24 protein-coding genes are annotated in these 25,258 nt (G+C 64.5%); 8 read left to right on the top strand and 16 right to left on the bottom strand.

Annotation, left to right across the window (positions count from 1 at the left end; all coding sequences use genetic code 11):
• The 5 genes from ACZ2IA_RS15715 to ACZ2IA_RS15695 form a co-directional block, all read left to right on the top strand.
• Positions 1-381 (top strand): PepSY domain-containing protein (locus ACZ2IA_RS15715; RefSeq protein ID WP_470293533.1); only part of this gene is annotated, 381 nt, incomplete at its 5' end.
• 137 nt (positions 382-518) lie between these two features.
• Complete coding sequence (locus ACZ2IA_RS15710; protein WP_470293532.1) at positions 519-848, top strand: hypothetical protein; 330 nt, start codon at positions 519-521, stop codon at positions 846-848.
• A gap of 59 nt (positions 849-907) precedes the next feature.
• Positions 908-1,570: a response regulator gene (locus ACZ2IA_RS15705; protein WP_470293531.1), complete on the top strand. Its 663-nt coding sequence runs from the start codon at positions 908-910 to the stop codon at positions 1,568-1,570.
• Positions 1,567-2,946: an ATP-binding protein gene (locus tag ACZ2IA_RS15700; protein ID WP_470293530.1), complete on the top strand. Its 1,380-nt coding sequence runs from the start codon at positions 1,567-1,569 to the stop codon at positions 2,944-2,946. The genes ACZ2IA_RS15705 and ACZ2IA_RS15700 overlap by 4 nt, the downstream gene beginning before the upstream one ends.
• 85 nt (positions 2,947-3,031) lie before the next feature.
• Positions 3,032-4,222 (top strand): MFS transporter, encoded by a 1,191-nt coding sequence (locus ACZ2IA_RS15695; RefSeq protein WP_470293529.1) that lies wholly within the window; start codon positions 3,032-3,034, stop codon positions 4,220-4,222.
• A gap of 71 nt (positions 4,223-4,293) precedes the next feature.
• Here ACZ2IA_RS15695 and ACZ2IA_RS15690 read toward each other — a convergent pair whose 3' ends face one another.
• Positions 4,294-5,556 carry a DUF3422 family protein gene (locus ACZ2IA_RS15690; RefSeq protein WP_470293528.1) on the bottom strand — a complete coding sequence of 421 codons (1,263 nt, stop codon included), beginning with the start codon at positions 5,554-5,556 and terminating at the stop codon, positions 4,294-4,296.
• A 254-nt stretch (positions 5,557-5,810) separates the two neighbouring features.
• A complete protein-coding gene (locus tag ACZ2IA_RS15685) occupies positions 5,811-6,683 on the bottom strand; it encodes a pirin family protein (RefSeq protein ID WP_470293527.1) in 873 nt (290 codons plus the stop codon).
• 306 nt (positions 6,684-6,989) lie between these two features.
• Here ACZ2IA_RS15685 and ACZ2IA_RS15680 point away from each other — a divergent pair, with 306 nt between their 5' ends.
• A complete protein-coding gene (locus ACZ2IA_RS15680) occupies positions 6,990-7,301 on the top strand; it encodes a hypothetical protein (protein WP_470293526.1) in 312 nt (103 codons plus the stop codon).
• A 122-nt stretch (positions 7,302-7,423) separates the two neighbouring features.
• Here the strand turns inward: ACZ2IA_RS15680 and ACZ2IA_RS15675 are convergent, their stop codons facing one another.
• From ACZ2IA_RS15675 to ACZ2IA_RS15650, 6 genes are all read right to left on the bottom strand, one after another.
• Positions 7,424-7,657: a hypothetical protein gene (locus ACZ2IA_RS15675; RefSeq protein ID WP_470293525.1), complete on the bottom strand. Its 234-nt coding sequence runs from the start codon at positions 7,655-7,657 to the stop codon at positions 7,424-7,426.
• A 355-nt stretch (positions 7,658-8,012) separates the two neighbouring features.
• On the bottom strand, positions 8,013-9,500 hold the full coding sequence (locus tag ACZ2IA_RS15670; protein ID WP_470293524.1) for an efflux transporter outer membrane subunit: 1,488 nt from the start codon (positions 9,498-9,500) through the stop codon (positions 8,013-8,015).
• Between the two features lie 19 nt (positions 9,501-9,519).
• Positions 9,520-10,659: an ABC transporter permease gene (locus ACZ2IA_RS15665; RefSeq protein WP_470293523.1), complete on the bottom strand. Its 1,140-nt coding sequence runs from the start codon at positions 10,657-10,659 to the stop codon at positions 9,520-9,522.
• A complete protein-coding gene (locus tag ACZ2IA_RS15660; protein WP_470293522.1) occupies positions 10,656-11,618 on the bottom strand; it encodes an ABC transporter ATP-binding protein in 963 nt (320 codons plus the stop codon). Before ACZ2IA_RS15660 ends, ACZ2IA_RS15665 begins: the two co-directional genes overlap by 4 nt.
• Entirely contained in the window at positions 11,615-12,583 is a 969-nt protein-coding gene (locus ACZ2IA_RS15655; RefSeq protein ID WP_470293521.1) for an HlyD family secretion protein, read from the bottom strand. Before ACZ2IA_RS15655 ends, ACZ2IA_RS15660 begins: the two co-directional genes overlap by 4 nt.
• Positions 12,584-12,601: 18 nt before the next feature.
• On the bottom strand, positions 12,602-13,267 hold the full coding sequence (locus ACZ2IA_RS15650; protein WP_470293520.1) for a TetR/AcrR family transcriptional regulator: 666 nt from the start codon (positions 13,265-13,267) through the stop codon (positions 12,602-12,604).
• 259 nt (positions 13,268-13,526) lie between these two features.
• Between ACZ2IA_RS15650 and hpaR the strand changes: the two genes are divergently transcribed.
• Entirely contained in the window at positions 13,527-13,979 is a 453-nt protein-coding gene (gene hpaR, locus ACZ2IA_RS15645) for a homoprotocatechuate degradation operon regulator HpaR (RefSeq protein WP_470293519.1), read from the top strand.
• A 105-nt stretch (positions 13,980-14,084) separates the two neighbouring features.
• Here the strand turns inward: hpaR and ACZ2IA_RS15640 are convergent, their stop codons facing one another.
• The 7 genes from ACZ2IA_RS15640 to ACZ2IA_RS15610 all read right to left on the bottom strand — a co-directional run bounded on the left by ACZ2IA_RS15640 (position 14,085) and on the right by ACZ2IA_RS15610 (position 22,678).
• A complete protein-coding gene (locus ACZ2IA_RS15640) occupies positions 14,085-15,131 on the bottom strand; it encodes a formylglycine-generating enzyme family protein (protein ID WP_470293518.1) in 1,047 nt (348 codons plus the stop codon).
• Between the two features lie 62 nt (positions 15,132-15,193).
• Positions 15,194-16,870, bottom strand: coding sequence for an arylsulfatase (locus tag ACZ2IA_RS15635; protein WP_470293517.1), 1,677 nt, complete (start codon positions 16,868-16,870; stop codon positions 15,194-15,196).
• 55 nt (positions 16,871-16,925) lie between these two features.
• Positions 16,926-17,507 (bottom strand): DUF3156 family protein, encoded by a 582-nt coding sequence (locus ACZ2IA_RS15630; protein WP_470293516.1) that lies wholly within the window; start codon positions 17,505-17,507, stop codon positions 16,926-16,928.
• Complete coding sequence (locus tag ACZ2IA_RS15625; RefSeq protein ID WP_470293515.1) at positions 17,488-18,993, bottom strand: APC family permease; 1,506 nt, start codon at positions 18,991-18,993, stop codon at positions 17,488-17,490. The genes ACZ2IA_RS15630 and ACZ2IA_RS15625 overlap by 20 nt, the downstream gene beginning before the upstream one ends.
• A gap of 89 nt (positions 18,994-19,082) precedes the next feature.
• The gene (locus ACZ2IA_RS15620) at positions 19,083-19,751 is read right to left on the bottom strand and encodes a helix-turn-helix transcriptional regulator (RefSeq protein ID WP_470293514.1); all 669 of its coding nucleotides are present in this window, start codon (positions 19,749-19,751) and stop codon (positions 19,083-19,085) included.
• A 68-nt stretch (positions 19,752-19,819) separates the two neighbouring features.
• On the bottom strand, positions 19,820-21,151 hold the full coding sequence (locus tag ACZ2IA_RS15615) for an aspartate aminotransferase family protein (protein WP_470293513.1): 1,332 nt from the start codon (positions 21,149-21,151) through the stop codon (positions 19,820-19,822).
• A 24-nt stretch (positions 21,152-21,175) separates the two neighbouring features.
• The gene (locus tag ACZ2IA_RS15610) at positions 21,176-22,678 is read right to left on the bottom strand and encodes an aldehyde dehydrogenase family protein (protein WP_470293512.1); all 1,503 of its coding nucleotides are present in this window, start codon (positions 22,676-22,678) and stop codon (positions 21,176-21,178) included.
• A gap of 393 nt (positions 22,679-23,071) precedes the next feature.
• Between ACZ2IA_RS15610 and ACZ2IA_RS15605 the strand changes: the two genes are divergently transcribed.
• Positions 23,072-24,022: a helix-turn-helix domain-containing protein gene (locus tag ACZ2IA_RS15605; protein WP_470293511.1), complete on the top strand. Its 951-nt coding sequence runs from the start codon at positions 23,072-23,074 to the stop codon at positions 24,020-24,022.
• Positions 24,023-24,121: 99 nt separating this feature from the next.
• On the opposite strand, the gene ACZ2IA_RS15600 is transcribed toward ACZ2IA_RS15605, so the two are convergent.
• Entirely contained in the window at positions 24,122-25,234 is a 1,113-nt protein-coding gene (locus ACZ2IA_RS15600; protein WP_470293510.1) for a class II histone deacetylase, read from the bottom strand.
• Positions 25,235-25,258 lie beyond the last annotated feature (24 nt).

The following is a 25,258-nucleotide window of genomic DNA, read 5'->3' as shown; positions in this document are numbered from 1 at the left end:
ATGCCCCCCACTCCGGGTGGCTCGTGCAAATCACAAGGTAAGGAACAGACTATGCGTCTTAGTGGGAAACAAATCGGTCTGGGGCTGGTGGCGATCAGTGTCATTGCCATGGTGGGCGGCGGTATCGCATGGTATGGCGAGGCGCGAGATGAGCAGCAAGAGCATCAAGCACTGTCCACCGCCAAGCTCAGCTTGGTCCAGGCGATCGATAAGGCCGCAGCCACTGCCGGCGGTCAGGCTATCGCGGCCAAACTGAAGCTCAAAGATGGGCAATTGGTCTACAAGGTGACGCTGCTAAACGGCGCTCAGCGCAGCGAAGTACGGATTGATGCCCAAAGTGGCGCCTCTCTTGGGGTGAAAAAGGAAGACGATGATGATTAGGCGAGCTAGTCGGCAAGGGCTATTTCAAAGGTTCATGAGAGCCCAATGCGGCATCTCCCCGAATCCCTCTTACCATGAGGCATCCCTCTATGCCTGCACGCCGGGTTGATCGGTCCAATCTCAATGGAGTAAAGGCCATGCGTCTTCTCGGGAAACAAATCATGCAGGGGCTAGTAGCAATCTCTTTAGTCGGGGCAGTAGGTGCAGGAGTCGCGTGGCATGGCGCTCGACTTAAGCAACTGGAACATCAGGCATTGTCGTCCCTCAGCCTATTCAGCCTGGCCCAGGAGATCGACAAGACGATTACCGAGGCCATCGGCGGTATGGTCACAGCAAAACTGGCACTCTATGACGAGAAGGGCGTGCACAAGGTAACGCTACTGAATGGGGTGTATCGCAGCGAAGTGCGGGTCGACGAGCAAAGAGGCGCCCCGCTTGCGGAGAAGAAGGAAGGCGTTGCTGACTAGGCGAGCTAGTCAGCGCAGCCACAACGGTTGGACATGTAACGAGCAAATTGGAACGAGCAATGCGGCTACTTCTGGTAGAAGACGACCCGATGATCGGAAACGGTCTACAGCAAGGCCTGCGCCAGGAAGGGTTCACGGTGGACTGGGTGCAGGACGGCAAAGCCGCGGCGCTGGCTCTGGAGATCAATCCTTATGCGCTGCTGCTACTCGACCTCGGCTTGCCACGCTGGGACGGCATGCAGGTGCTCAAGACCCTGCGGCAACGCGATGAGACGCTGCCGGTGATCATCATCACCGCGCGCGATGCGCTACCTGATCGGTTGGCTGGCCTCGACAGCGGTGCAGATGACTACCTAGTAAAGCCGTTCGCGCTGGAGGAGCTGATCGCGCGGATTCGGGCGGTCAGCCGCAGACAGACGGGGCGGGCACCGACCGAACTGCATTGCGGACCGCTGCGGCTCGATCCGGTACGACACCAGGTCTGGTTGCACGATGAACCGGTACCGATGTCCGCCAAGGAGTTCGCGGTGCTGCAAGAGTTGATGCGAGCCCCCGGCGCCGTGTTGTCACGGGAGCAGCTGGAGGAGCGGCTGTACGGATGGGGAGAGGAAGTCAGCAGCAATGCGGTGGAAGTGCACATCCACAACCTTCGCAAAAAGCTGGGGGCCGAGGTAATCCGCACCGTGCGTGGGGTCGGCTACCACATTGGGGAGGACGCATGAACTCGCTACGCCGCCGTCTGCTGTTGTGGCTGCTGCCGGCCACCTTCCTGGCCGGGGTACTGGCTAGTATAGGTACCTACTGGGGCGCGTCACTGGTACTGGGCGACCTTCTGAACGACCAGATGCGCTACATCGCCGAGAACGTCAGCGTGGACAGTGGCGGCGGTCACGTTGCCTTGGTCGACTCTGCTAAGTACAAGAAACATACCGATGACGACAAGGCCGACGAGGTGTTGCTGCAGGTATGGGACAACCAAGGCCGGCTGCGTTACACGACCAATCCGTCACTCTCGTTGCCGCCGCCGCAACAGGCCGGGCTTCTCGATGTAAGGGTGGGAGACCAGACTTGGCACACCTTCGTCAGCCCGCGTGGCGATAAGCGCATCCGCGTAGCCCAAGTCCAGGATGCTCGTTGGGAAGCGCTCGCCGGTGTCGCGGTGCATCTGTTCTGGCCAGTGCTATCGTTGCTTCCGCTGCTGGCACTGTTCCTCTGGTTCGGCATCGGCTACGGACTGAAGCCGCTGCGGCAAATTGCGTCGGAACTGGCGCAGCGCAACGTCAAGAGCATGGAGCCGATCGCCACGGCTTCCCTGCCAGGGGAGGTCAAGCCTCTGGTGACGGCGCTCAACGACCTGCTGCAGCGTCTGGATCAGGCCTTCACCATGCAAAGGGATTTCATCGCCGACGCCGCGCACGAGCTGCGCACCCCAATCATGGCGCTCAGCATCCAGGCACAGCTGGCGCAACGTGCCACTGACGAGGAGGAACGCCAGAGCGCACTGGCACAACTCCAGCAGGGTGTCGTCCGGCTTGGCCACCTGGCCCAGCAACTGCTGACGCTGGCCCGGTTGGAACCCGAAGCGCAGTCGCCAGCACCGCAGCCCGTTGAGCTAACGGCTCTCTGCAAGTCCGTCATCATGGATCAGATTCGCTTGGCCGAAGCCAAGCAGATCGACTTGGGACTCGCCGAGCATGACCCTGCCGTGGTCGTCGGAGACCCGGGGAATCTGCGCATCTTGCTCAACAATCTGGTCGACAACGCGATCCGTTACACCGCGCCAAAGGGCAAGATCGATCTCGCGGTCCGTCTGGACACGCGCGGCGTCGTGCTCGAAGTGTGCGACAACGGCCCTGGCATTGCCGAGGCCGAGCGCTCACGGGTGCTGGAGCGCTTCTATCGTGGCAGCAACCCGAGCGGATCCGGCAGCGGACTAGGACTGTCCATCGTCAAACAGATCGCCGAGCAACATGGCGCCCTCGTGTCGCTGGGTGCCGGGCCGGAGGGCAATGGCTTCAAGGTACAAGTGTGTTTCCCCCATCCGGCCGCGGCCTACCGGGCGATAAGCGATCAGTTAGCCGCGGTTGCCGTGACGTAACGATTAACGAGCAACATATTGGCCTGGCCACCCCTATGGCCGGTATCAACATCATCAACGTGCCACTTCATTAGGAGAGTTGCGCTTGGCCGCCATTACTTCCGTCGCGAAGATTCCCCGTACGGTCTGGATCCTCGGTTTCGTCAGCCTCTGCATGGATCTGTCCTCCGAACTGATCCACAGTCTGCTGCCCATCTTCATGGTGAGTACCCTAGGGGTCAGTGCGCTGACGTTGGGTGTGATCGAAGGCATTGCAGAAGCCACCGCCATGATCGTCAAGGTGCTCTCCGGCGCCGTCAGTGACTTCATCCGGCGCCGCAAGACATTGCTGTTGCTGGGATACGGCCTCGCCGCGGTGACCAAGCCGATTTTCCCACTGGCCCATTCGGCCGACGCTGTCTTTACGGCACGCTTCCTCGACCGGATCGGCAAAGGCATTCGGGGCGCGCCACGCGATGCTCTGGTGGCCGACGTCGCACCTCCCGCCATTCGTGGCGCCTGCTTTGGCCTGCGACAATCGATGGATACAGTCGGGGCCTTCCTTGGCCCGCTGCTGGCTATCCTGCTGATGTACCTGCTCAGCAGCAATATCCAGCAGGTGCTGTGGTTTGCCGTGATCCCCGCTGTCCTGACTGTTTTTCTGCTCTGGTTTGGTATTCGGGAAACCTCATCGGCGCCGGCAACGTCCAGTCCTCGACGTTTCCCGATTCAATGGGCATTACTGCGTCGGCTCTCACCGGCCTACTGGTTCGTCGTACTGCTGGGAGCGATTTTTACGCTGGCTCGGTTCAGTGAGGCTTTTCTCGTATTACGAGCCCAGGAGTTGGGACTACCGACGTTGTGGATCCCGCTAGTGCTAGTGGTGATGGCACTGTTCTATACCCTGTCCGCCTACCCGGCAGGCTGGCTTTCCGATCGTCTCAGCCGCTTAGCCTTATTGGGCTTCAGCCTCGTGCTGTTAATTGGCGCCGACCTGGTTCTAGCTCAGGCGGCGACCACCCAAGCCTTGATGCTGGGCGTGGCACTTTGGGGTCTACATATGGGATTCAGTCAAGGATTGCTGGCCACCCTAGTCGCCGATACCTCACCCGCCGAGCTCAAAGGCACCGGTTTCGGCTTATTCAATTTGGTCAGCGGTGTGGCGCTGCTGCTAGCCAGCGTAATTGCTGGCTGGCTCTGGCAATACCATGGTTCCCAAGCCACCTTCCATATCGGTGCAGTCTTTGCAGGTGCTACGCTGCTAGTGCTGATTGCCAGGATGAGAGTGAGGCAATAAGAGTCATTAGGAGCAGCGCCTGCACTAACCAGACGTTCTCAAAAATCGGGACAAACTCCCGTCAGCAACGGTCAATGGAGCGTGAACGCCTTGCGCAGGCGCCGGACACCAAAAAAGATGCCGAGTACGACAGGGACGATCAGCAGTCCCTCTCCCACCTCCGGCTCCAGCGGCAAACCCATGCCCTTCAGGGCTTTCAGCCCCACCCCCAACAGGCTGAGCACGTAGTAGGAAATCGCCGCGACAGAGAGCCCTTCCACCGCATGTTGCATCTGCAACTGGGTCTGCGCGGTGCGATTCATCCCTTGCAGCAATGCATTGGTCTGCCGCTCCTGCGCCAGATTGACCCGGGTACGCAACAGGTCGACGGCCCGAGCCACCAGCGTTGCCAGGTGCTCCTGGCGCGCCTGAACAGAACGGCAGGTATCCATCGCGGGTGACTGGCGCCGTTCCATGAACTCTCCGATGGTCGGCACCCCTTCAATCCGCTCTTCACGCAGTTCGATGACGCGGGCGGACAGTAGGCGATCGTAGGCACGCGAGGCGCTAAAGCGGTTGCTGTGGATACTCAAGGCCTGCACCCGGACCGCAAGGTTTGTCAGCAACTGCAACAATGTCGGATCTTCGCTGCCATCCGCGTTGGCATCCATCCTCTCCATGATCACCGACAGCTCTGTCTCCAGCCTGTCCAGCGTGCCGGCCATCTCGCGGGCGATCGGCAGCGCCAGCAACGCCATCATCCGATAGGTTTCGATCTCATAGAGCCGCTGCAACAGCCGGCCCACCTGGGCTTCCCGAAAGTCGAGATCCAGAACCACAAAGCGTGAAAAGCCGTCCGGATAAATATGCCAGTCGCACCAGACTTCACCACCGGCCAACACCCGGCTGCCGACCAGGACCGGCCCGGTGAACCACTGCTTGAGTGAGCCCGAAGCCTTTACGGCCGACTCGCCACGCATGACCTCCGCGTGTAAGGCCACGAGCCGCTTGCCCTTCAGATTCAACATCCAGGCGGACGGAATCCGGCTGATCGGCGTCTCGGAAAACGGCTCTCCCTGAGCCCTCTCCAGGACGAAGGTGAATGTGGAGAACTCGGTGTGGCGTTCCCACTTCAGGTGAAACCCGTCGTGCTGGTGGGTAAAGTGGCTGGCCGAATGAGGGGGCGGAGCAATGCCGAGTGCGGAACACAACTCGCCAATCAGGCTCTGGTGAATATCACCCGACTCCTCGTCGTAGATGGCCAGATGGGACAGTCTGGCGGGGCCTTCCAGACGAAGAAAAGGGCGTGAGTGTGCTTCCCTTGCCAAGGAATCCCTTAGCACATGGTCCAGCATGGTGACGATTCCTGTCGTTTTGATCGGTGCGTCTGATTGTCATACAAGGCAAAGACTTTACCATAGGCTGTGTGACCCTTTTCCTTCAAAGCCAGGCCAAATCGGCTTTGTGGTATCACCCGGGACAAGGTCTCCGTCCCGGCAACGATCAGGCGCGCCTTCCTCACCGGCATGCCCAGTCAGCTTCAGCAGGTTGATTCGGCTTGCCGCTGCGGCAGACCAGACCTGGCAACAGCCAGACGGCCAGGCACCCCTTACGCGCCCGTGGTCCCGAACCGCCCGTTTTGATAATCCACGAAGGCCTTTCGGATCTCCTCGTTCGAATTCATCACAAAGGGACCGTAGCCGACGATGGGCTCCGGGATCGGCTCGCCGGTGAGCAGCAGGCAAATCGCGTCCGAGTCCGCTTCGAGCGCGATGCCTCCGCCCTTGCGTTCGAACATCACCAGTTCGGTCGCGCTCGCCTGCTCAGCCCCATTGACTCGTACCCGGCCTTGCAACACGACCAGCGCCGACGTGTGCCCTTCGGGTAGATCCAGTGCCACACGGTGTCCGGGGTGCAGCCGCAGATCCCAGACGTTGATCGGTGTGAACGTCTGCGCGGGGCCATGGTGCCCCGTGTAGTCGCCGGCGATCACACGCAAGGTGCCGCCGTCCTCGGGCAGCGCAACGACGGGAATGGTGTCGCTGAGCACCGTCTGATAGCGCGGTGACGCCAACTTGTCGTGCGCCGGCAGATTGACCCACAACTGGGCCATGTGGAGCACGCCGCCGTGGAGGGTGAAATTGGACGAGTGGAACTCCTCGTGCACGATCCCGGACGCGGCGGTCATCCACTGAACATCACCCGGCCCGATCACGCCGCCGCTGCCGGTGGAATCGCGGTGGGCGACCTCGCCTTGATAGACGATGGTGACGGTCTCAAAGCCGCGGTGCGGATGCTGCCCCACGCCTCGGGGCTTACCCGTCGGCGTGAAGCTCGCCGGCCCGGCGTGATCCAGCAATAGAAAGGGACTGAGGGCTTCGACCAAGCGCTCGTCGTTGTAGGAGAAAACGGTCTGCACCGGAAAGCCATCCCCCACCCAGTGGGACTCACCGGCACGGTGAATGCTTAGGATGTTACGCATGGTTCTGTCCTTTGCTCATTGCCGGCATGGTGACCGGGGCTCGGCGTGGCGCTCCCGGCCTTGTCGGCGATCGAGGAAGGTTTCGATGTGTTCGGTGATGCCGTGCACGGCGCGAGCGAGGACATGTGCACAGGGCTCCGCTCTGCCCGAGCTTGTCGACCATGCCTCAATTAGCTATAGAACACTGCGACGTACTGCCCAGGTGCCGGCTGTGCTGACGAGCGACACACACTGCTGCTCATCGGCCTGGATGACACCCGAGACAGCTGGATCCACAACCATCCACTGTTTTTCCGGAGGTGATCTATGCGATTTCTAGTCAAGGTAAACATCCCGGTCGGTGCCGGGAACGCGGCGGCGAAGATGGGAAAGCTCGGCTCGACCATCCAGTCCATCCTGGCCGACTTGAAGCCCGAAGCCGCCTATTTCACCGACGACAACGGCCAACGGACCGCGTATCTGTTCCTCGAGATGAACGATGCGTCTGAGATGCCCGCGATTGCCGAACCGTGGTTCCTGGCGCTGCATACAACCATCGAGTTTCATCCGGTGATGGTGCTCGACGACTTGATCAAGGCGGGCAGCACGATCGAGGCGGCCGTCAAGAAATATGGCTGAGCCCTGGTCGGCCAGCGTGCAGAAGCGATAACCCCGTGTAAGAGCACGGGGTTTGTCTTCTATTGACCTCCATCAACAGCGTGCGGTGTTTCTCAACGCCGGGATGGGTTAGTCAGCGGCTCCTAGCTGCCCTGCTTCGGCGCGGCGCCCTCATCGGCCGAACTCGAGGCGGCGGTCTTCTTGGCGGCCTGCGCTTGTTGCGGTGTCGACTCGGACGCGGCGGTGTGTTTGGGCTTTTTCTTGGCGCTTTGGGCGTGCTGCGGAGGCGGTTCGGACGACGGCGCGGAGGCTTGCGGGGCGGCATAGACGGCGGTGATCGGCGCGAGGGTCAGGAGGGCAATGAGGAGTTTTTTCATGACTTTTATCCTGTCGTGATCAGAGGGGGAAAATTCCCACGACAGGCTATTAGCAGCCTCCATGCCAGCTCTGTTTTTCTAAGTAAATTCAATCGCTTAAACAGAAAAATCAAAAACGGCATCGTAGCGCACGACGAAAGCCACTAGATATCGACCGATTTTGTCACCGCAAGGCGACAACGCATCGATGCCACGCCGCCAGAACACCACAAGCGTTCGACTTCTGTCTGTAGCCGAATGGCGACATTCACCCAGAATGGGTCACCGACGAGCTATTTATGCTCCCGTTTGGCCATTTTCTCCCCGAACTCCCCATGCCGGCGCAACGACGAGCGCTATTACCCCCTGCCATCGGCTACGGCGGAGACTGCTGTCCCCACCACCCACCACCGAGTGACTGCAGCAACGCCGCACTATCGGCGTAGCGATCCGCCTGCGCCTCTACGCGGTCGAGCCGGGTTTGCAATTGCTGCCGTTGCGCGTCGAGCAGCGCCAGCTGGCTGATGCCGCCGGCTTGGTACTGCTGCCGGCTGATCCGGTAGCTGGCGTCGGCTTGGTCGGCGGCGCTCGCACGTGCCTGCAGCGTACGCGCGTCATGGTCGAGCGCGCCGAGCGCGTCAGCGACCTGCTGCAGGCCCTGCAGCACCGCCTGCCGGTAGCCGGCGGCCGCGGCGTCGTAGGCGGCCTGCGCCGAGCGACGTTTGGCCTGCAGCTCGCCGCCGTGGAACACCGGCTGCAGCAGGTTGAACCCCAGGTTCCAGACGTTGAGGCCGTTGGCGACGTCGCCGATGCGGGTGCGCTCCGAGCCGAAGCTGCCGCTCAGCGTGAGCTGCGGGTAGAGCTTGGCGGTGGCGACGCCGACGCCGGTGCTGGCCTGATGCCACAATGCTTCGGCGGCGCGGATGTCGGGGCGCTGGCGCGCCAAACTCGACGGCAGCGATAGCGGCAGCTCGGCCGGCAGCTGCAGGCTGGCGAGGTCGAGTTCGGGAATGTCGGCGTCGGCCGGCGGCTGGCCGAGGTAGGCCGCCAGCTGGTGATCGAGCAGCGCCAGCTGCTTCTGCAGCGGCGGCAGCACGGCGGCGGTCTGCGCGAGCAGGCTCTGCTGGTTCTGCAGATCGAGCCGGGCGATGCCGCCGGCGCGGTAGCGGGCGGCCATGATGTCGAGCTGTTGCTGCTGCGCGGTGTACAGCGCCTGGGTGATGGCGATCCGTTCGCGCAGCGCGGCCTGGCGGATCGCGGCGGACACGATGTTGGCCGAAAGGCTCAGCCGGGCGGCCTCCAGTTCGTAGCGCTGGTAGTCGACCTGGGCGAGCAGCCCTTCGAGCGCGCGGCGGTTGGCGCCGAACAGGTCGAGCATGTACGAGACGTTGACACTGGCGTTGTAGAGGTTGAACGGCCCGGGGTTGGGGACGTTAGTGATGCCGAACACGGCGGTATCGACCTGCTGGCGGGTGGCGCCGAGCTTGGCGTCGACCGCCGGGTACTGCGTCGCGCCGGCCTGCGCGCGGTAGTCCTGCTGAGCCTGGGTGAGCTTGGCGCGCGCTTCGGCCAACGTCGGACTGTCGGCCAGCGCGGTGCGCACCAAGCGGTCGAGCGCCGGTGAGCGGAACAGCGTCCACCATTCTGCCGGCACGTCGGCCGTAGCATCGAAGCGCTGCGCCGCGCCGCCCGGGCCACTGGCGGCGACGGTCTCACTGGGCTGGCCACCCGGCAGATAGGCCTTCGTGTCCGGGCCGGCCGGCGGCGTGAAGTCGGGGCCGACCGCGCAGCCGGCGAGCACGACGGCGAGCACGACAGGCACGACGCGGCGGCGAAAGGCGGGACCCCCTACTGGCGAGCGCATCGCGTCCTCCTCAATCCCCTCAATCCAAAGTACGGCGGTAGAACTTCACCGCAACCGTCATCACCACCACGGTAAACAGCATCAAGGGCCAGACGCTCGGCCACAGATCGGCCCAGCCGTTGCCCTTGAGCAGGATGCCGCGGATCAGGCGGTTGAAATAGGTGAGCGGCAGCAGGCTGCCGAGAAACTGCGCCCAGTGCGGCATGCCCTGAAACGGGAACATGAAGCCCGACAGCAGGATATTGGGCAGGAAGTAGAAAAACGTCAGCTGCACCCCCTGCAGCTGGTTCTGCGCCAGCGACGACAAGGTGATGCCCACCGTCAGCGTGGCGGCGATAAACAGCAGCGCCGCGAGATAGATCGCCACCAGGCTGCCGGCGAACGGCACGTGGAACACGAAGCGCGCCGCCGTCAGGATGATGGAGACCTGAATCAGCCCGATCGCGATATACGGGATGATCTTGCCGGTCATCACCTCGAGCGGCCGCACCGGGGCGGCGAGCAGGTTCTCCATCGTGCCGCGCTCGCGCTCGCGGGTCATCGCGAGGCCGGTCATCATCACCATCGTCATCGTCAGGATCACCCCCATCAGGCCGGGCACCACGTTGTACTGGGTGACGCCCTCGGGGTTGTAGAGCCGCTGCACCCGCACCTCGAAGGCCGACCGGCCGCCGGCGAGCGGCGTCAGCGGCCCGGTCAGGTCCTTGCTGGCGACCGACTGCGCGAACTGCTGCGCCGCCGCCAGCGCGAGGCCGGTGGCGGTCGGGTCGGTGGCGTCGGCCTCGACCAGCAAGGCCGGCCGTTCGCCGCGCAGCAGCCGGCGGGTGAAGTCGGGCGGGATGTTGAGCACGAACTGCACTTTGCCCTGCGCCAGCGCCGCCCTGCCCGCCTCCTCGTTGGGCAGCGTGCCGACGATGGTGAAGTAGTCGGAATTGCGCAGCGCCGCGACGAAGCTGCGGGTGAACTCGCTCTGGTCGGCGGCGATGACGGCGGTCGGCATGTGCTTGGGGTCGGTGTTGATCGCAAAGCCGAACAAGGTCAGCTGCACCAGCGGGATCACGATGATCATCGCGAAGGTGATGCGGTCGCGCTTGAGCTGCAGGAACTCCTTGAGCACGATGCTCCACCAGCGCGCGACCGAGAAGCCGAAGTTGTTCATCGCCGCCCCCCGGCCGGATCGGCGCCGAAATTGTCGGTCGAGCGGCTCATCAGGTAGATGAACACATGCTCCAGGCTGGTCTCTTCGGGCTCGAGCCGCCATCCCTGGCCGGCGGTCGCGGCCTTCAGCGTGCGCTCGAGCGCCACGCCGTCGCGGCCGCTGACGTGCAGCGCGGAGCCGAACGCCACGGTCAGGTCGACGCCGGGCTGGCCGCGCAGCCGCTGCGACAGCTCGACCAGCTGCTCGCCGTGGATCGCCCAGGTCGTCAGCCCCTGCTGGGCGATCACCTCGGCGGCACTGCCCCGCGCCAACAGCGAGCCGTAGGAGATGTAGGCGAGCTTGTGGCAGCGCTCGGCCTCGTCCATGTAGTGGGTGCTGACCAGCACGCTGATGCCCTGCGCGGCCAGCTGGTGTAGCTCTTCCCAGAAGTCGCGCCGCGCGGCCGGGTCGACGCCGGCAGTCGGTTCGTCGAGCAGCAACAGACGCGGCTTGTGCAGCATGCAGGCGGCCAGCGCCAGCCGCTGCTTCCAGCCTCCGGACAGGGTGCCGGTCAGCTGCTTGGCGCGCGACGCCAGGCCGAGCCCCTCCAGCGCCTCGTCGACCACCCGTTTCCGGTCGGGCATTTCATAAAGGCGCGCGACGAAGTCGAGGTTCTCGCGGATCGTCAGGTCTTCCCAGTAGGAGAAGCGCTGCGTCATGTAGCCAACGTGGCGCTTGATCTGGTCGCTCTGTTTCAGGATGTCGTAGCCGAGGCAGGTGCCGCTGCCCGAGTCGGGCGTGAGCAGGCCGCACAGCATCCGGATCGAGGTGGTCTTGCCGCTGCCGTTCGGGCCGAGGAAGCCGAAGATCTCGCCGCGCTGCACCTGCAGGCTCAGGTCGCGCACCACGTGTTTGTCGCCGAAGTGCTTGTTGAGGCCGCGCACGTCGATCATGTACTGAAGGTCGGCCGAATCGTTCATCGCAGCGTCACCTCCACCGGCTGGCCGGGGTGCAGCTTGGGCGCATCGGCCAGCGTCGGATGCGCCTCGATCAGGTAGACGAGCTTGGCGCGGCTCTCGTTACTGTAGATCACCGGCGGGGTGTACTCGGCCTCGGTCGCGATGTAGCTGATCGTCGCCGGCAGCACCGCCCGGCAGCCGTCGCAGCGCACCGACACCGCCTGGCCGACCGCCAGCCGGCCGAACACCGGCTCGGGCACGAAGAAGCGCAGCTTGATGTTCTCCGGCGGCAGCAGCCGCACCACCGGGCTGCCGGCCGGCACCCACTCGCCGACCCGGTACAGCGTGTCGAACACCCGGCCGGCGCGGGTCGCCGTCACCGACTTCTGGCCGAGCTTCCAGTCGGCCTGCGCCAGCGCGGCGCGCGCGGCGGCCACCTGGGCGGTCTGGGCGCGCAGCTGCTCGTCGCGCCCCGGCAGGCGGCCGACTGCCAGCTGGCTCTGCAGCTCGCGCACCCGCGCGGCATTGCTGTCGGCGCTGGCCTGGCTATCGTCGAGCTGGGACTTGGCAATGCCGCCGGCGCGGTACTGCTCGCGGTCGCGCGTCAGCTGCAGCGCGGCCTTGTTCGCCTGGGCCTGCGCCTGGACGAGCTGGGCGCGGATCACGTCGAGCTCGGGCGGACGCTTGCCGGTCTGCAGGTCTTTGAGTTGCGCCTCGGCCACGTCGAGCTGACGCTGCGCCTGCTGGCGGGCCGCGGTCTCATCAGCCGACTCCAGCGCGAACAGCGGCAACTTGGCCGACACCTGCTGGCCGCGCCGCACCGCCAAGCTGTCGAGCCGTCCCGGCTGCGACGAGGCGACGTAGACGAACTCGCCCTCGACATAGCCCTGGAAGGTCGTCTGCGCCGGCTCGCCGCAGCCGGCCAGCAGCACGCCAACCAGCAGGCCGGGAAGCAGGGTGAAATGAGAACGAGGAAAACGGCGCATCGGCAGTCTCCAACGGAATCAATCGGCGGGCGGCACGCCGGCCAGACCCGACGTCAGCAGCGCGACCACGTGACGCTGCAGCGCGTCACGCTCCAGCCCGGCCAGCGCCGGCAGCCGCCGCCAGGTTCGCGCGGTGGCGAGCGGCAGCAGGGTCAGCCCCAGCACCGACAGAAACACCAGCCGCGGCTCGAGCGCCGGGTTGACCGTACCGGCGCGCTGCCCGGCCGCCACCCGTTCGGCCAACCACTGCAGCTTCTCGAACGGCAGCCGCTGCAGCATTCGTTCGCGCAATAGCCCGCCCTCGTTCAGCACCTCGCGCACCCACAACGGCGGCAGCCACGGCAGCCGCTCGGCGCTGTCGATCAGCCGTTCGACTAGGCCGGTCACCAGCGTCAGCGCATCGGCCTCATCCCGCCCGACCGGACCCCAGACGTAGGCGACGATGCGCATCAGCCGCTCGGCCACCACCGCGTCGAGCAACTGGTCGCGGTTGGTGAAGTAGTAGTGCACCATCGCCGGCGTTACCCCGGCCTGTGCGGCGATCTGCCCCATCGTGGTCGCGGCGATGCCCTGCTCGGCAAACAGCATGGTGGCCGCGTCGAGCAGCTGCTCGCGCAGGTCCGGGTGCGCCTGGGCGGCGACGGGTCGTCCCGGCAGACGGGGCGTGGCAACGCGCTTGGTCATGATTCAAGTTAATTAACGACTTAGTTAATTTCAAAGCACGACTGCCGGGCGGTTTGAACTGAATCTTGTGTAGGTTTGCAGAGTTCGCCAAAATTTTTCGCACAAGTTGAAAAATCAGGTACTTGCTCAAAATGGAAAGGCTCAGCCAGTGAATTCAACTGTAGATTCAATCATCGGCAAACCTGCGGTCGCGCATTGCACATTGACTCAGCGAGATGTTAACTTATTAAGTAAATTGTGAATTGGCATTTATCAAGATATGGAAACTGCTTCCCAGAAACGTAATCATCGCCTCCCACAGCACCTGTTGCGGGCACGCGAATCGGTCATGGCCTATTTTCGGCCCATCCTCAACAATTACGGCGTGACCGAGCAGCAGTGGCGCATCCTGCGTCTGTTGGACGATCACGGCGAGCTGGAAGCGGGCGTGATTGCCGACCGGGCCTGCATTCTGTCGCCTAGCCTGACCGGCATTCTGGTACGGATGGAAAAGGCCGGTTTGATCAAGCGCGAGCGAGACAGTGTCGACAGTCGGCGGCTGATTATTTCCCTATCGACACACGGACGTGAGCTGACGCAGCAAATTTCCCCGGAAGCCGTGCTCTGCTACGAACAGATAGAAGCCTACATGGGCAATGAGAAGCTGTCCGTGCTGCTGGACCTGCTATCCCAACTGGAGGAGTTGCCGGCTCCACAAGTAAGACAGGGTTGAGAGGCAGGGACTTGCAAACAGGGCGGCCAATGGCCGCCCTGTCGCCTTGTCAGGTCCACAAGCGGGACCCCAAGAATATCTGAATGGACGGCGCAAGCAGAGCCATCATTTCGGCCCTGCAGTGCGCAGCACGGTACGAAAGCCGATGTGATTGGTGCCCATCGTCGGGTCTTGCGCGTGGCGTGCGCTCGGCCGGTAGCGCTTGCAGTAGACCGGCGAACACAGGAAGGAGCCGCCCTTGATCACGCCGAGCGGCGGCGTGCGCGACGCCTTCACCAGCGCATCCTCGAGGTCCACCTGTGGGTTGAGCTGTTCCTCCTCCGGATGATGCGCGCTCCAGCGGTCGGTCACCCATTCCCACACATTGCCGACCATGTCGTACAGGCCGAAGCCATTGGCCGGGTAGCAACCGACCGGCGTGGTCGCGACAAACCCGTCGGTCCGGTCGTTCTTGAATGGGAACGCACCTTGCCAAGTGTTAGCCATCGCCTTGCCATTGAGCGTCAGCGTCTTGCCCCACGGGAAGGTCGTGGTGCTGCCGCCCTTGGCGGCGTACTCGAACTCGGCCTCGGTCGGCAGCGCGCGGCCCTGCCACTGGGCGTAGGCGAACGCGTCCTCAAAAGCGATGTGCACCACCGGATGGTTATCAAGGCCCTTGATCGAGCTGCCCGGCCCGGTCGGGTGCTGCCAGTCCGCGCCGGAGATAAACTGCCACCACTGCATGTTCTCGATCATCAGCTTCTTCGGCGGCACGAACACCGTGGAACCCGGCCGGTACATCTCGGCCGGCAGCCCCGGATAGCGCTTCGGATCGAGCCCTCGCTCGGCCAGGGTCTTGTAGCCGGTCGCCTCGACGAACTGGCGAAACTGCGCATTGGTGACGTCATGGCGGTCGATCCAGAAGCCGCTCACGGTCACCTTGTGCGCCTTACCCTCCTCCGGGTAGTCGGTGTCGGAACCCATGATGAACGATCCGCCCGGCACCCATAGCTGGTCGGTCTTGGCGCCACCGGCGGGCAGCCCCGAATAAGCCTGGCACGCCTTGAGCGAGCCGAGCGGCGGATACGGGCTCGCAGCCGCGGCCGATCCGGCGGCCAGCACCGCCGCGAGCACAAGCAGCCAGGCTAGTCCTGAATTACTGAAAGACGACATAGAGCGCCCAACCTTCTTGATGCCTCAATAAAGATCCCCGCCCGTAGACGGGGAGGCTCGATTTAGTAGTCGCGGCGTGGATAGGTGGTGTCGCGGCCGGTGACGATCACGTTGTTCTGCTGCACGTACTGCGCCCATTCGATCAACAGTTCGTTGAGCTTCTGCGGATTCTGCTTGGACAGGTCGTGCAGTTCGCCCTGATCGTGCGCCAGATTGTAGAGCGCCCAGGCGCCCTTGCCGTGCTGGTACGAGTAGACGACCTTCCAGTCGCCCTTGCGGATCGCGTTGCGCCCCATCAGCTCGATGCCGACCGTGTAGTCGGGGTTGTGCACCGTGCCGGCCTTGCCCGTGAGATACGGCAGCATCGACATGCCCTTCATCGGCTGCACCGTCTTGCCGTGGTATTCGATGCCCGGATGCTTGATCCCGGCCGCCTCGAGAATGGTCGGCATGATGTCCATCGCAGTGACCACCGGGTCGCTCTTGCCCGGCTTGACCAGGCCCGGATAGCGGATGAACGCCGGCGAGCGCACGCCGCCTTCGTTGGTATACGCCTTGTACATGCGGAACGGCTGCGCACTCACCTGTCCCCAGGCCGGCCCTTCGAACGCGAACGAGTTCGGGCGGCCGATATTGGCGAGGCTCAGGTCGAAGTGCGCCGGGATCCAGGTGTCGTTTTCGACGTCCTTGTCCCACTCGTTGCCTTCCGGGCCGTTATCGGACAGGAACACGATCAGCGTGTTGTCGTACTGACCGCTCGCCTTCAGGTAGTCGATCAGCCGGCCGACGTTATGGTCAAACGCATCGACCATCGCCGCGTACGCCTCCATGGTGCGGGCCGAGCGCGCCTTTTCTTCCGGGCTCAGCGCCTTCCACGGTTTGACGCCGGCCGGCATCGGCACCACCTGGCTGTCCGGGCTCACCACCCCCAGCTCCTTCATCTTCTGCACCCGGCGCTGCGCGATCACGTCGTAGCCGACGTCGTATTTGCCGCGGTATTTCTTCAGGTATGCATCGGGTGCCTGCAGCGGCAGGTGGGCTGCGGTATAGGCGGCATAGGCGAAGAACGGCTTGCTGTCCTTGCGGTTGGCGTCGATGTAGGCAATCAGCTTGTCGGTATAAAACTGCGATGAATAGAAGTTGTCCGGCAGGTCGACCTTCACGCCGTTATCGCGGTAGGTCGTCGGCGGCGCGTCCGACGAGATCTGCATCGGCGCGCTTTGCTTGAAGTGCGAAGCCCCGCCGCCCATCAACGCGTACGACTGCTCGAAACCGCGCTGGTCCGGGCGCTGGCCTTCGCCGCCGCCCAGGTGCCACTTGCCGGCCATATAGGTATGGTAGCCGGCCTCCTTCATCAGCTCGGATAGTGGCGCGACCCGGTCGTTCAGACGGCCCTCGTAACCGGGATGGTCCAACTCTTCCGGCGTCAGGTGCGGCGTGATCATCTCGGCCATATTGCCGACGCCGGCCAGGTGGTTGTCGGTGCCGGACAGCAGCATCGAACGCGTCGGCGAGCAGGTCGGCGCCACGTACATGGTCTTTAGCATCCGGCTGCTCTTGATCAGCGTATCGAGATTCGGCGTATCGATTTCGCTACCGAAGGCGCCGAGATCCGAACGGCCCAAATCATCGGCGACGATCAGCAACACATTGGGCTTTTTTGTGTCCGCGTGAGCCGCGTGCGCCATAGCGAGGCACATTGCCGCCACACCCAGGCAGAGTGTTTTCAGACTGCTCATTTCTCCTCCAGATTATTTTAATGATCCTGTGCGCCGGTTCCCCGGCATGGGCGGATCAGCCCAGTAGCCGCCGAAACGCGGCAAGGCTCGCGAGCAGCGCCTGGCGCTGTTCGGCGGTCAGCCGGATATAGCGCCGCATCGACGGAAAACGGTTGACCACCTCGCTCGCGCCGAAGTGCTCGATCAGTACGCGCCAGCCGTCTTCATCATGGCTCAGCTCGCAGCGGCGAAAATCGAGCGGCAGGATGGCGGCGTTGAGCGCCGCGTCGTTCTGGATCTGCTGCAGCAACGGTTCCAGCGCGGCCCGCTCGCCTTCCTTGACGCTGAGGGCGATGCCCTGGCGCCTGAGCGCGCCGGTGTGCCTAAGCTCGATCCGGGCGCGCCCAAGCACGCCGCTCGATGGCAGCGGCAACACGAACTCGCACAGCACCGTATGCGACAGGAACATCGACTCGGCGCGCTCGCACACGTCGAAGCTCAGGCCGCCCTCGCCCGCCTCGCAGCGGGCATGGGTCGGATCGAGCACGGTGCAGTCGAGCGGAGCCAGGTCGCGCCGCACCCTCTCCAGCGTCAGCCCGGGGCGGTAGCCCTTGGGCCGATGCTCGCGCCGCAGCCAATCAGCCAGCGCTCGGAACACGATTCATCTCTTCGTCGATCAGTGAGCCGTGCGTACCGGCCTTGCCGAATTCTTCCTCGAGAATCTGCTCGATCGGCACCGGCTTGAACGGGTTGACCTTCTGGACGAACACGGTCCAGAACAGCGCATACAGCGCGGTCAGGCCGAGCATGATGCCGAACGGCACGTAGATGTCGCGCTCGTTCATGCCGGGCGGGGTGATGTACCAGATCGCGATGATGATGCCTACGCTGGAGACGATCTGCGGCAGCGGGAACCACGGCGACTTGTACGCGCGCGGGAAGTCCGGGCGGGTAAAGCGCAGCCGTACCACCGAGATCGTCACCAGCAGATAGGCGACCCCCCAGGCACAGACGGCGGCCAGTACCAGCGGCATGATGCGGTCCAGATCGCCGTGGATGATCCAGGCGTGGATGCACGGGATCGCCACCGCCACCAGGATGCCGACCAGCGGCGTCTTGAAGCGCGGATGCAGATAGGTGAACGCTTTCGGCAGCGCGCCATCGAGCGCCATGCCGTACAGGATGCGCGGCAGCGCGGCGATCAGCGTGTTGATGGTGGCGGCGCCGGCGAACAGCAGCCCGACGCCGAGCCAGGCCTTGCCGAACGGCCCCATCACCTGCATCGCGAAGTGCGGGATCGCCGACGGGGTGTCGAGCAGATGGGTCAGGCCTTTCGGGTCCATCGGCACGTTCTCCACCTGGCGGCGCACCGCGGCGCCGTAGATGAACATGGTGACGGCCACGCCGGTCAGGCCGAGCTTGATCGCGCGCGGAATGTTGCGGCCGGCGTTTTTCAGCTCGGGCGAGAGCGGCGTCACCAATTCGAAGCCGACGAACATGAACATCGCCATGCCGATCAGGCTGAGCACCGCGGTCGGGTCCGCCAGCGACACCGGGTCACCGAACCAACCGGTCAGCTGCACCGCCGGCGCCTTGATCAGGCCGATCACGCCGAAGATCGTCAGGGTGGCCCACATGCCGAAGGTCAGGATGATCTCGGCCTTGCCGAACACCGTGATGCCGATGGCGTTGAGCAGACCGAAGAAGATCACCATCGCCACCCCGACCATCCACGAGGTGCCGCTGTGTTCCATCGCGGCGTTGAGCGTATCGAAGTTCACCAGCGCCATGATGCCGGACAGGATGGTTTCGGCGGTGCCGGCGAATACGTGCACCAACAGGTAGGCGGCAATGGTGCCGGTGATGGCGAAGAAGCGGCCCATGCCGCACGAGATGTAGTCGTACACGGCGCCCGAGGTCGGCAGCATCGACGCCGCCTCTGAGAAGGTGGTGGCCTGCGCCTGCATCATGATGAAGGCGATCAGCATGGCGAGCGCGAAGGTGCCGCCGGCCATGCCGAAGCCGCTGGTGACGGTCAGGATGACCGGGCTTGCCATCACCACGCCCACCGAACTGGCAAGCGCCACGGGAAATCCCACCACCCCGCGGTCAAGGTGCTGGGCGAGTTTCTCTGAAATCGACATCTGGTTTCTCCTCTGGACGTCTTTGGTTTTGTGGGGCTTGGGCCCGCTATTTTTGTTGTCGCTTGCACAGGGTTGGCCTGCGCGGTCTTTCAGTCAAGGAACAGCGTGGCTACGAGTTCGGTGCGGTTGCTTACCCCCAGTTTGCGGAACAGCCGTTGAAGATGGGTCTTCACGGTAGAGAGCTCGAGGCCCAGTTGCCGGGCGATCAGCTTGTTGCTGCTGCCGTCGCGGATCAGGTCGGCGATCTGCTGCTCGCGCGGCGTCAGTGCATGCGCGGGCGGCTCGGCATCCAGTGCGGAATGGGCGGCCAGCTCGATCAGGCCGTGCAGGTGATCCAGCCTGGCCACGTCGTCGCGGCTGAACCGGCCGAGATGGGCGCCGCGGATCAGCGACAGCCCGGCGACCACCCGGCCCTTGCTGCGTATGAACAGCTCGGTGACGTCGACCATGTCGTGATGCGACATGAAGCTGGCGTAGCCGGACTGCCGCCGCAGCGCACCGGGCAGGGCCTCGTCCATCGTCACGATGCTCTGGCGGCCGGCGGCGACGCGCGACGGCAGCAAGGGGTCCAGGTGCTGGAAGTGGGCCAGGTAGGTGTCGTGGGTGCGTCCGGCCACGCGATGCAGCACGTAGTCGTGCGGGCGCAGCGCGTCGTCCACCCGGTAAAAGGCGCAGGACGAGACGGCGACGAGCCCGGTCAGCGCATCGATGCAGCGGCGCGCGAACAGCTCGTTCGTGCCGGTTGAGAGCGTGGCCATGACGTACTCCTTCGGGCTGGCCATCGAAAACCCGCGACGGAACGGCACCGTCGCGGGCGACCGTGGGTTTACGCCTCGCTGAGGCCGGCCTCGAGCGCCGTGACGATCGCGTCGGCGTGCGCCTGCTCGATCACCAGCGGCGGCGACAGGATGATCTTGGTGCCGACCGGGCGGACCAGCACGCCGTTCTCGCGGGCGATCTCGGCGACCCGGTTGGCATAGCCGTCCATCGGATCGACCGGTTCGCGCGTGGCCTTGTCCTTCACCAGGTCGAGCGCGATCATCAGGCCGCGGCCGCGCACCTCGCCGACGGCGGCGAAACGCTCGGCGAACGGCTTGAGCTTGCCAAGCAGGTATTCGCCCTGGGTCGCGGCGTTGGCCGGCAGGTTCTCGTCGCGGACGATCTTGAGGTTGGCGATCGCCGCCGCGCACGCGACCGGGTGGCCCGAGTAGGTGTAGCCGTGCATGATCGCGCCGCAGAAGTCCTGGTTCTGCGCGAATGCGTCGGCGATCCGATCGTTCACGACGGTCGCCCCGAGCGGCACGTAGCCGGACGAGATGCCCTTCGCGAGGCACATGATGTCGGGCTTCACGCCCCACAGCCGGCTGCCGAACATCGACCCCGAGCGGCCGAAGCCGGTGACGATCTCGTCGGCGATCAACAGCACGCCGTACTTGTCGCAGACCGCGCGGATCAGCGGCCAGTAGTTGGCCGGCGGCACGATCACCCCGCCGGCGCCCTGGATCGGCTCGGCGATGAAGGCGGCGACGGTGTCCGGGCTCTGAAACAGGATCTCGCGCTCGAGCATCTCGGCGCAGATGCGCGCCAGCTCTTCCGGGTCTTCGGTGAACGGGTTGCGGTAGGTCCACGGCGTCTCGACGTGGAAGCAGCCCGGCAGCAGCGGCTCGTAGTTGCGGCGGAACACCGTGTTGCCGTTGACCGAAGCGCCGCCGAAGTGCGTGCCGTGGTAGCCCTGCTTCAGCGAGATGAACTTGGTGCGGTCCGGCTGGCCACAGACGCGCCAGTATTGGCGCGCGAGCTTCAGTGCGGTCTCGATCGCGTCCGAACCGCCGGAACTGAACGCGACACGCGCCATGCCCTCGGGCGCGAGCATATCGATTAGCACCGCCGACAGCTCCTCGGCGCGCGGGTGGCTGATGCCATCGAACAGCTGGAAGTATTCGAGCTCGTCGAGCTGGTCGACGATCGCCTGCTTCACCTCGGCGCGGTTATGGCCGACGTTGACGTTCCACAGGCCGGCGACGCCGTCGACTAAGCGGCGGCCCCTGTCGTCGAACACATGGCAGCCGTCGCCGCGCACGATGCGGATCGGTTCGCGCTGCTTCATCTCATTCGGGTGCAGCATCGGGTGCCAGAAGCGGGACTCTTGGTAAGACATCGTGTTTCTCCTCGGTACGACGGGTCAGTGCGCGATGCACACGGACTTGAGTTCGGTGAAGCTCTCGACGGCGGCACGGCCGAATTCGCGGCCGATGCCGGACTGCTTGTGGCCGCCGAACGGCAGGTTCGGGTCGAGCGGGATATGGCTGTTCACCCAGACGGTGCCGGCCTGGATTCTCGGCACCGCGTCCATCACCGCGGTCAGGTCGTTGGTCCAGACGCTGGCGGCGAGACCAAACGGCGAGTCGTTGGCGAGACGGATCGCCTCGTCGAGCGTGTCGAACGGCATCGCGACCAGCACCGGCCCGAAGATCTCCTCGCGCACCACGGTCTTGCTGTGATCGACGTCGACCAGCACGGTCGGCTTCACGAAGTAGCCCGGCAGGTCGGCCGCGCCGCCGCCTGCGAGCACGCGGGCGCCTTCGGCGCGGCCGATCTCGATGTAGCGGCACACCGACTGCTGCTGGCGCGCCGACACCAGAGGGTTGATCTGCGCGGTCGGGTCCATGCCGGCGCCGATGCTCATGCCGTTGGCCGCCGCGGCGATGCCCTCGACGATCTGGTCGAACTTGCTGCGGTGGATGTAGAGGCGCGACGCGGCGGCGCACACCTGGCCCTGGTTGAGGAAGCCGCCCATCAGCGCGCCCTGGATCGCGGTGTCGACGTCGACATCGCCGAGCATCACCATCGGGTTCTTGCCGCCCAGCTCCAGCGAGAAGCGGGTCATATTGTCGACGGCGGCGTGGCCGACGGTCTTGCCGATCTCGGTCGAGCCGGTGAACGAGATCTTGCTGACCAGCTTGTGGCTGGCCAATGCCTGGCCTGCACGGCTGCCGCGGCCGGTGACGACGTTGACCACGCCGGGCGGGATGCCGGCTTCGAGCGCCAGTTCGGCCAACCTGAGCGCCGTCAGCGGGGTTTCGGTGGAGGGTTTCAACACGATGGTGCAGCCGGCGGCCAGCGCCGGGATCAGCTTCCAGATCGCGATCATCAGCGGGAAATTCCACGGCACGATGCCGGCCACCACGCCCACCGGCTCGCGGCGGGTGAAGGCGGTGTAGCGGGTGCCGGCCGGCACCGGGATCGACACGTCCATCGTTTCGCCGGTGATCTTGGTCGCCCAGCCGGCCATGTAGCGCACATACTCGATCGCGGCGCCGACCTCGATGGCGCGCGAGATATGGATCGACTTGCCCTGGTTGAGCGTTTCGAGCTGCGCGAGCTCCTCGGCGTGCGCTTCGAGCACGTCGGCGAGCTTCAGCAGGATGCGCTCGCGGTCGGCCGGGCGCAGCCCGGACCAGACGCCGGAAGTGAACGCGCGGTGAGCGCTTTCCACTACCAGATTGACGTCGTCCTCATCGGCGTCGGCGACGCTGGCGATCACCTCGGCGCTGGCCGGGTTGCGCACCTCGATGCGTCCGCCCTGCCGTGCCGCCACCGGTCGGCCGTCGACGATCAGCCCGTGTTCCTTGTCGAGGAACGCCTGTACCGATGCGAGCACCGGCACCCATCCTGCTCTATCCATCTTGTTCTCCTTTGCTTGAACCACTGTACGGCTGGTGTTGTTGTGCGATTGCCGTCTTGCTTATGACTCAATGTACAAGCTGGTTTGGCGAGGCCTTATCCCAAATCGGCAAAGCCTTGCGATGGTGGTGACGGGCGTCACATCGACGCGGCAGAGGGAGTGCGTGTCGTGGTTCGGCGGGTAAACAGGTCTTGCCGGCCGTGGTGGTCGAGGGGCGGTCGGAATGAAGAAATCGCCCGAACCGACGGGCGGTGGCTAGCCTGTCGGACAATATATGTAATATATTAACTAAATGCCTGATCCGTCGCGCCCTGCTATAGCGTTTGGCTGTGTTCGCGACCGGATCTATTCGATTTGTCACCCAGGTCCGGGGCGAGTTTGGAGGATGGCGGAATGCTGGCCGAAGTACACCGTTTTGACGACGCTCAGGCGCATGCGGCAGCGGTGACCCGCTGGCGGCAGGTCTACGACCAGATCTCGGCGGGCAGCTTCAGCAGCTCGCTGGTCCAGCTCAGCATCGACGGCCTGCAGGTCTACCGGGAGGTGCTCAATCAGCGCGTGGTTCAGCACGGCGAGACCCCGCCGCGGATGGTGCATTTTGCCGTGCCCGTCGTGCCGCCGACCCAGTCGTCGTTGCAGGGCTGTCCGGTGGGCGCCGACGCCATCATGGCGTTGCGTGGCAAGGAGGAGTTCCTGTTCCACGTCGCCCCGAATATGGACTGGATCCAGGTGTCGATCGACTACGACGAGCTGGCGATGCTGGCGCCGCAGCTGTTCGCCAGCCTGGAGGGTAGCCGCTGGGGGCAGCCGGTGATCCGGGTGAACGCCGAGAGGCTGTGCGCTGCCCGATCTACGCTGCTCGAGACGCTGGGTCAGCTGGTGGAAAACCGGGACATGCTGAACTTCGACGGCACCCGCAAGCTGGTCAAGCACCAGTTCATCAGCCTACTGCTCGACCTGCTCAGCGACGCGGAGCCCGAGCCGCGCCGTGACATCACCCATGCCACCTACAGCGACATCGTTAAGCGTAGCCAGGCGATCGTGCTGGCAACGCCGGACGAGCCGGTCACCGTGCTCGACCTGTGCCGGCAGTTGCGCATCAGCCGCCGCACGCTGCAGAACGGTTTCCAACAGGTGGCCAACACCACCCCGGTCGACTACCTGCGTTCGATCCGCCTCAACGGGGTGAGGCGCATGCTGCTGGCGCCGCATCGAGTCGTGCCGAGCATCCGAGAAGTGGCCGGCCACTGGGGCTTTTATCACTTGGGGCATTTCTCTCGTGATTACCGGCGCCTGTTCGACGAACTGCCGTCGGAAACCCGCATGCGCAGCCTGTCCCAGTAAGCCCTCCCTCCCCCACAGAAACGGGCCGGTCTGCTATGCGATGCAGGCCGGCCCCTTGTTCAGCTCCGGGGCGCCCCGGCTAGCGCGACACCTTCCCTATTACAGCCCGAACCCGACGGCCATGGCGTCGATCAGTTCGCGCTGCAGCCTGCGCATCGGCACACCCGGTTGCTGCAACTCGATGAAGTCGCGCATCGGATCGACGACTTCGGTGCGCACGCCCGCCAGTTCCTCGATCACCGCGAGTCCGCAAAACGGCACATAGGCTTCGGAATACCCGCCCTCATGCACTATCACCAGGCGGCCTCCCGCATGCCGTGCGGCCACCTCGCGCACCAGCCCCGTCATCGCGCGGAAGGTATCGCTGTGCGCCAGCATGCGCGCCAAGGGGTCGACCGCATTGGCGTCAAAACCGCTGGCCACCACGATCAGTTCGGGACGGAAGCGTTCGAGCGCCGGCACGACGATGCGTTCCATCGCATAGAGATAGGCGTCATGCCCGCCGCCGGGCAAGAGTGGCACATTGATATTGGCGCCCTCGCCCGCCCCGGCGCCGCGGTCGTCGGCGCCGCCGTATCCGGGCGGGAAGCAGCCATCCTGGTGCAGCGACAGGGTCAGCACGTCGGGGCGGTCGTAATAGATCGCCTGCGTGCCGTTGCCGTGGTGCACGTCCCAGTCGAGCACCGCCACGCGTTCGATCCCGTGCTCGGCCTTGGCCGCTTCGATCGCGATCGGGATGTTGGCGAGAAAGCAGAAGCCCATCGCCTCGTCGGGCAGGCAGTGGTGGCCGGGCGGACGCGACAGCGCATAGGCGTTGTCGACTTCGCCGGCGAGCACCGCGTCGACGGCTGCCAGAGCAAGCCCGGCCGACAACTTGGCGATCTCGTAGCTGCCGCGCCCGATCGGTGCCTGCGGGCCGAGCTCGCCGCCGCCGGCGTCGCTGAGCGCCTTGAAGCGTTCGAGGTAGGCGGCGCCGTGCACGCGCAAGAGGTCCGCTTCGTTCGCCATCGGCGCGCTTTTCACTACCAGTTGCCGCGTCAGGCCGGAGACGTCCATCAGGCTCTTGAGGCGGCGTTTGGTTTCGGGCGACTCGGCGTGGCCGGCCGCCGCGGGTGGCTGTACCCAGCCGCCCACCGGCAGCGTCAGCGCGTGCAGGCCGGCGCTGTGCCACAGGCACTGTTCATCGAAATAGAAGGCGGTGCGTCGTGTCATCTGTCGTTCTCCTAGGTGGAAATG

The organism is Crenobacter sp. CS_VA4 (genome assembly GCF_055597485.1).
This window is presented reverse-complemented; position numbering and strand designations above follow the sequence as displayed.

Coding starts and splice junctions, on each gene's coding strand:
- ACZ2IA_RS15710 (WP_470293532.1), top strand. CDS start 519: ATGCGTCTTCTCGGGAAACAAATCATGCAGGGGCTAGTAGCAATCTCT.
- ACZ2IA_RS15705 (WP_470293531.1), top strand. CDS start 908: ATGCGGCTACTTCTGGTAGAAGACGACCCGATGATCGGAAACGGTCTA.
- ACZ2IA_RS15700 (WP_470293530.1), top strand. CDS start 1,567: ATGAACTCGCTACGCCGCCGTCTGCTGTTGTGGCTGCTGCCGGCCACC.
- ACZ2IA_RS15690 (WP_470293528.1), bottom strand. CDS start 5,556: ATGCTGGACCATGTGCTAAGGGATTCCTTGGCAAGGGAAGCACACTCA.
- ACZ2IA_RS15685 (WP_470293527.1), bottom strand. CDS start 6,683: ATGCGTAACATCCTAAGCATTCACCGTGCCGGTGAGTCCCACTGGGTG.
- ACZ2IA_RS15680 (WP_470293526.1), top strand. CDS start 6,990: ATGCGATTTCTAGTCAAGGTAAACATCCCGGTCGGTGCCGGGAACGCG.
- ACZ2IA_RS15675 (WP_470293525.1), bottom strand. CDS start 7,657: ATGAAAAAACTCCTCATTGCCCTCCTGACCCTCGCGCCGATCACCGCC.
- ACZ2IA_RS15670 (WP_470293524.1), bottom strand. CDS start 9,500: ATGCGCTCGCCAGTAGGGGGTCCCGCCTTTCGCCGCCGCGTCGTGCCT.
- ACZ2IA_RS15665 (WP_470293523.1), bottom strand. CDS start 10,659: ATGAACAACTTCGGCTTCTCGGTCGCGCGCTGGTGGAGCATCGTGCTC.
- ACZ2IA_RS15660 (WP_470293522.1), bottom strand. CDS start 11,618: ATGAACGATTCGGCCGACCTTCAGTACATGATCGACGTGCGCGGCCTC.
- ACZ2IA_RS15655 (WP_470293521.1), bottom strand. CDS start 12,583: ATGCGCCGTTTTCCTCGTTCTCATTTCACCCTGCTTCCCGGCCTGCTG.
- ACZ2IA_RS15650 (WP_470293520.1), bottom strand. CDS start 13,267: ATGACCAAGCGCGTTGCCACGCCCCGTCTGCCGGGACGACCCGTCGCC.
- hpaR (WP_470293519.1), top strand. CDS start 13,527: ATGGAAACTGCTTCCCAGAAACGTAATCATCGCCTCCCACAGCACCTG.
- ACZ2IA_RS15640 (WP_470293518.1), bottom strand. CDS start 15,131: ATGTCGTCTTTCAGTAATTCAGGACTAGCCTGGCTGCTTGTGCTCGCG.
- ACZ2IA_RS15635 (WP_470293517.1), bottom strand. CDS start 16,870: ATGAGCAGTCTGAAAACACTCTGCCTGGGTGTGGCGGCAATGTGCCTC.
- ACZ2IA_RS15625 (WP_470293515.1), bottom strand. CDS start 18,993: ATGTCGATTTCAGAGAAACTCGCCCAGCACCTTGACCGCGGGGTGGTG.
- ACZ2IA_RS15620 (WP_470293514.1), bottom strand. CDS start 19,751: ATGGCCACGCTCTCAACCGGCACGAACGAGCTGTTCGCGCGCCGCTGC.
- ACZ2IA_RS15615 (WP_470293513.1), bottom strand. CDS start 21,151: ATGTCTTACCAAGAGTCCCGCTTCTGGCACCCGATGCTGCACCCGAAT.
- ACZ2IA_RS15610 (WP_470293512.1), bottom strand. CDS start 22,678: ATGGATAGAGCAGGATGGGTGCCGGTGCTCGCATCGGTACAGGCGTTC.
- ACZ2IA_RS15605 (WP_470293511.1), top strand. CDS start 23,072: ATGCTGGCCGAAGTACACCGTTTTGACGACGCTCAGGCGCATGCGGCA.
- ACZ2IA_RS15600 (WP_470293510.1), bottom strand. CDS start 25,234: ATGACACGACGCACCGCCTTCTATTTCGATGAACAGTGCCTGTGGCAC.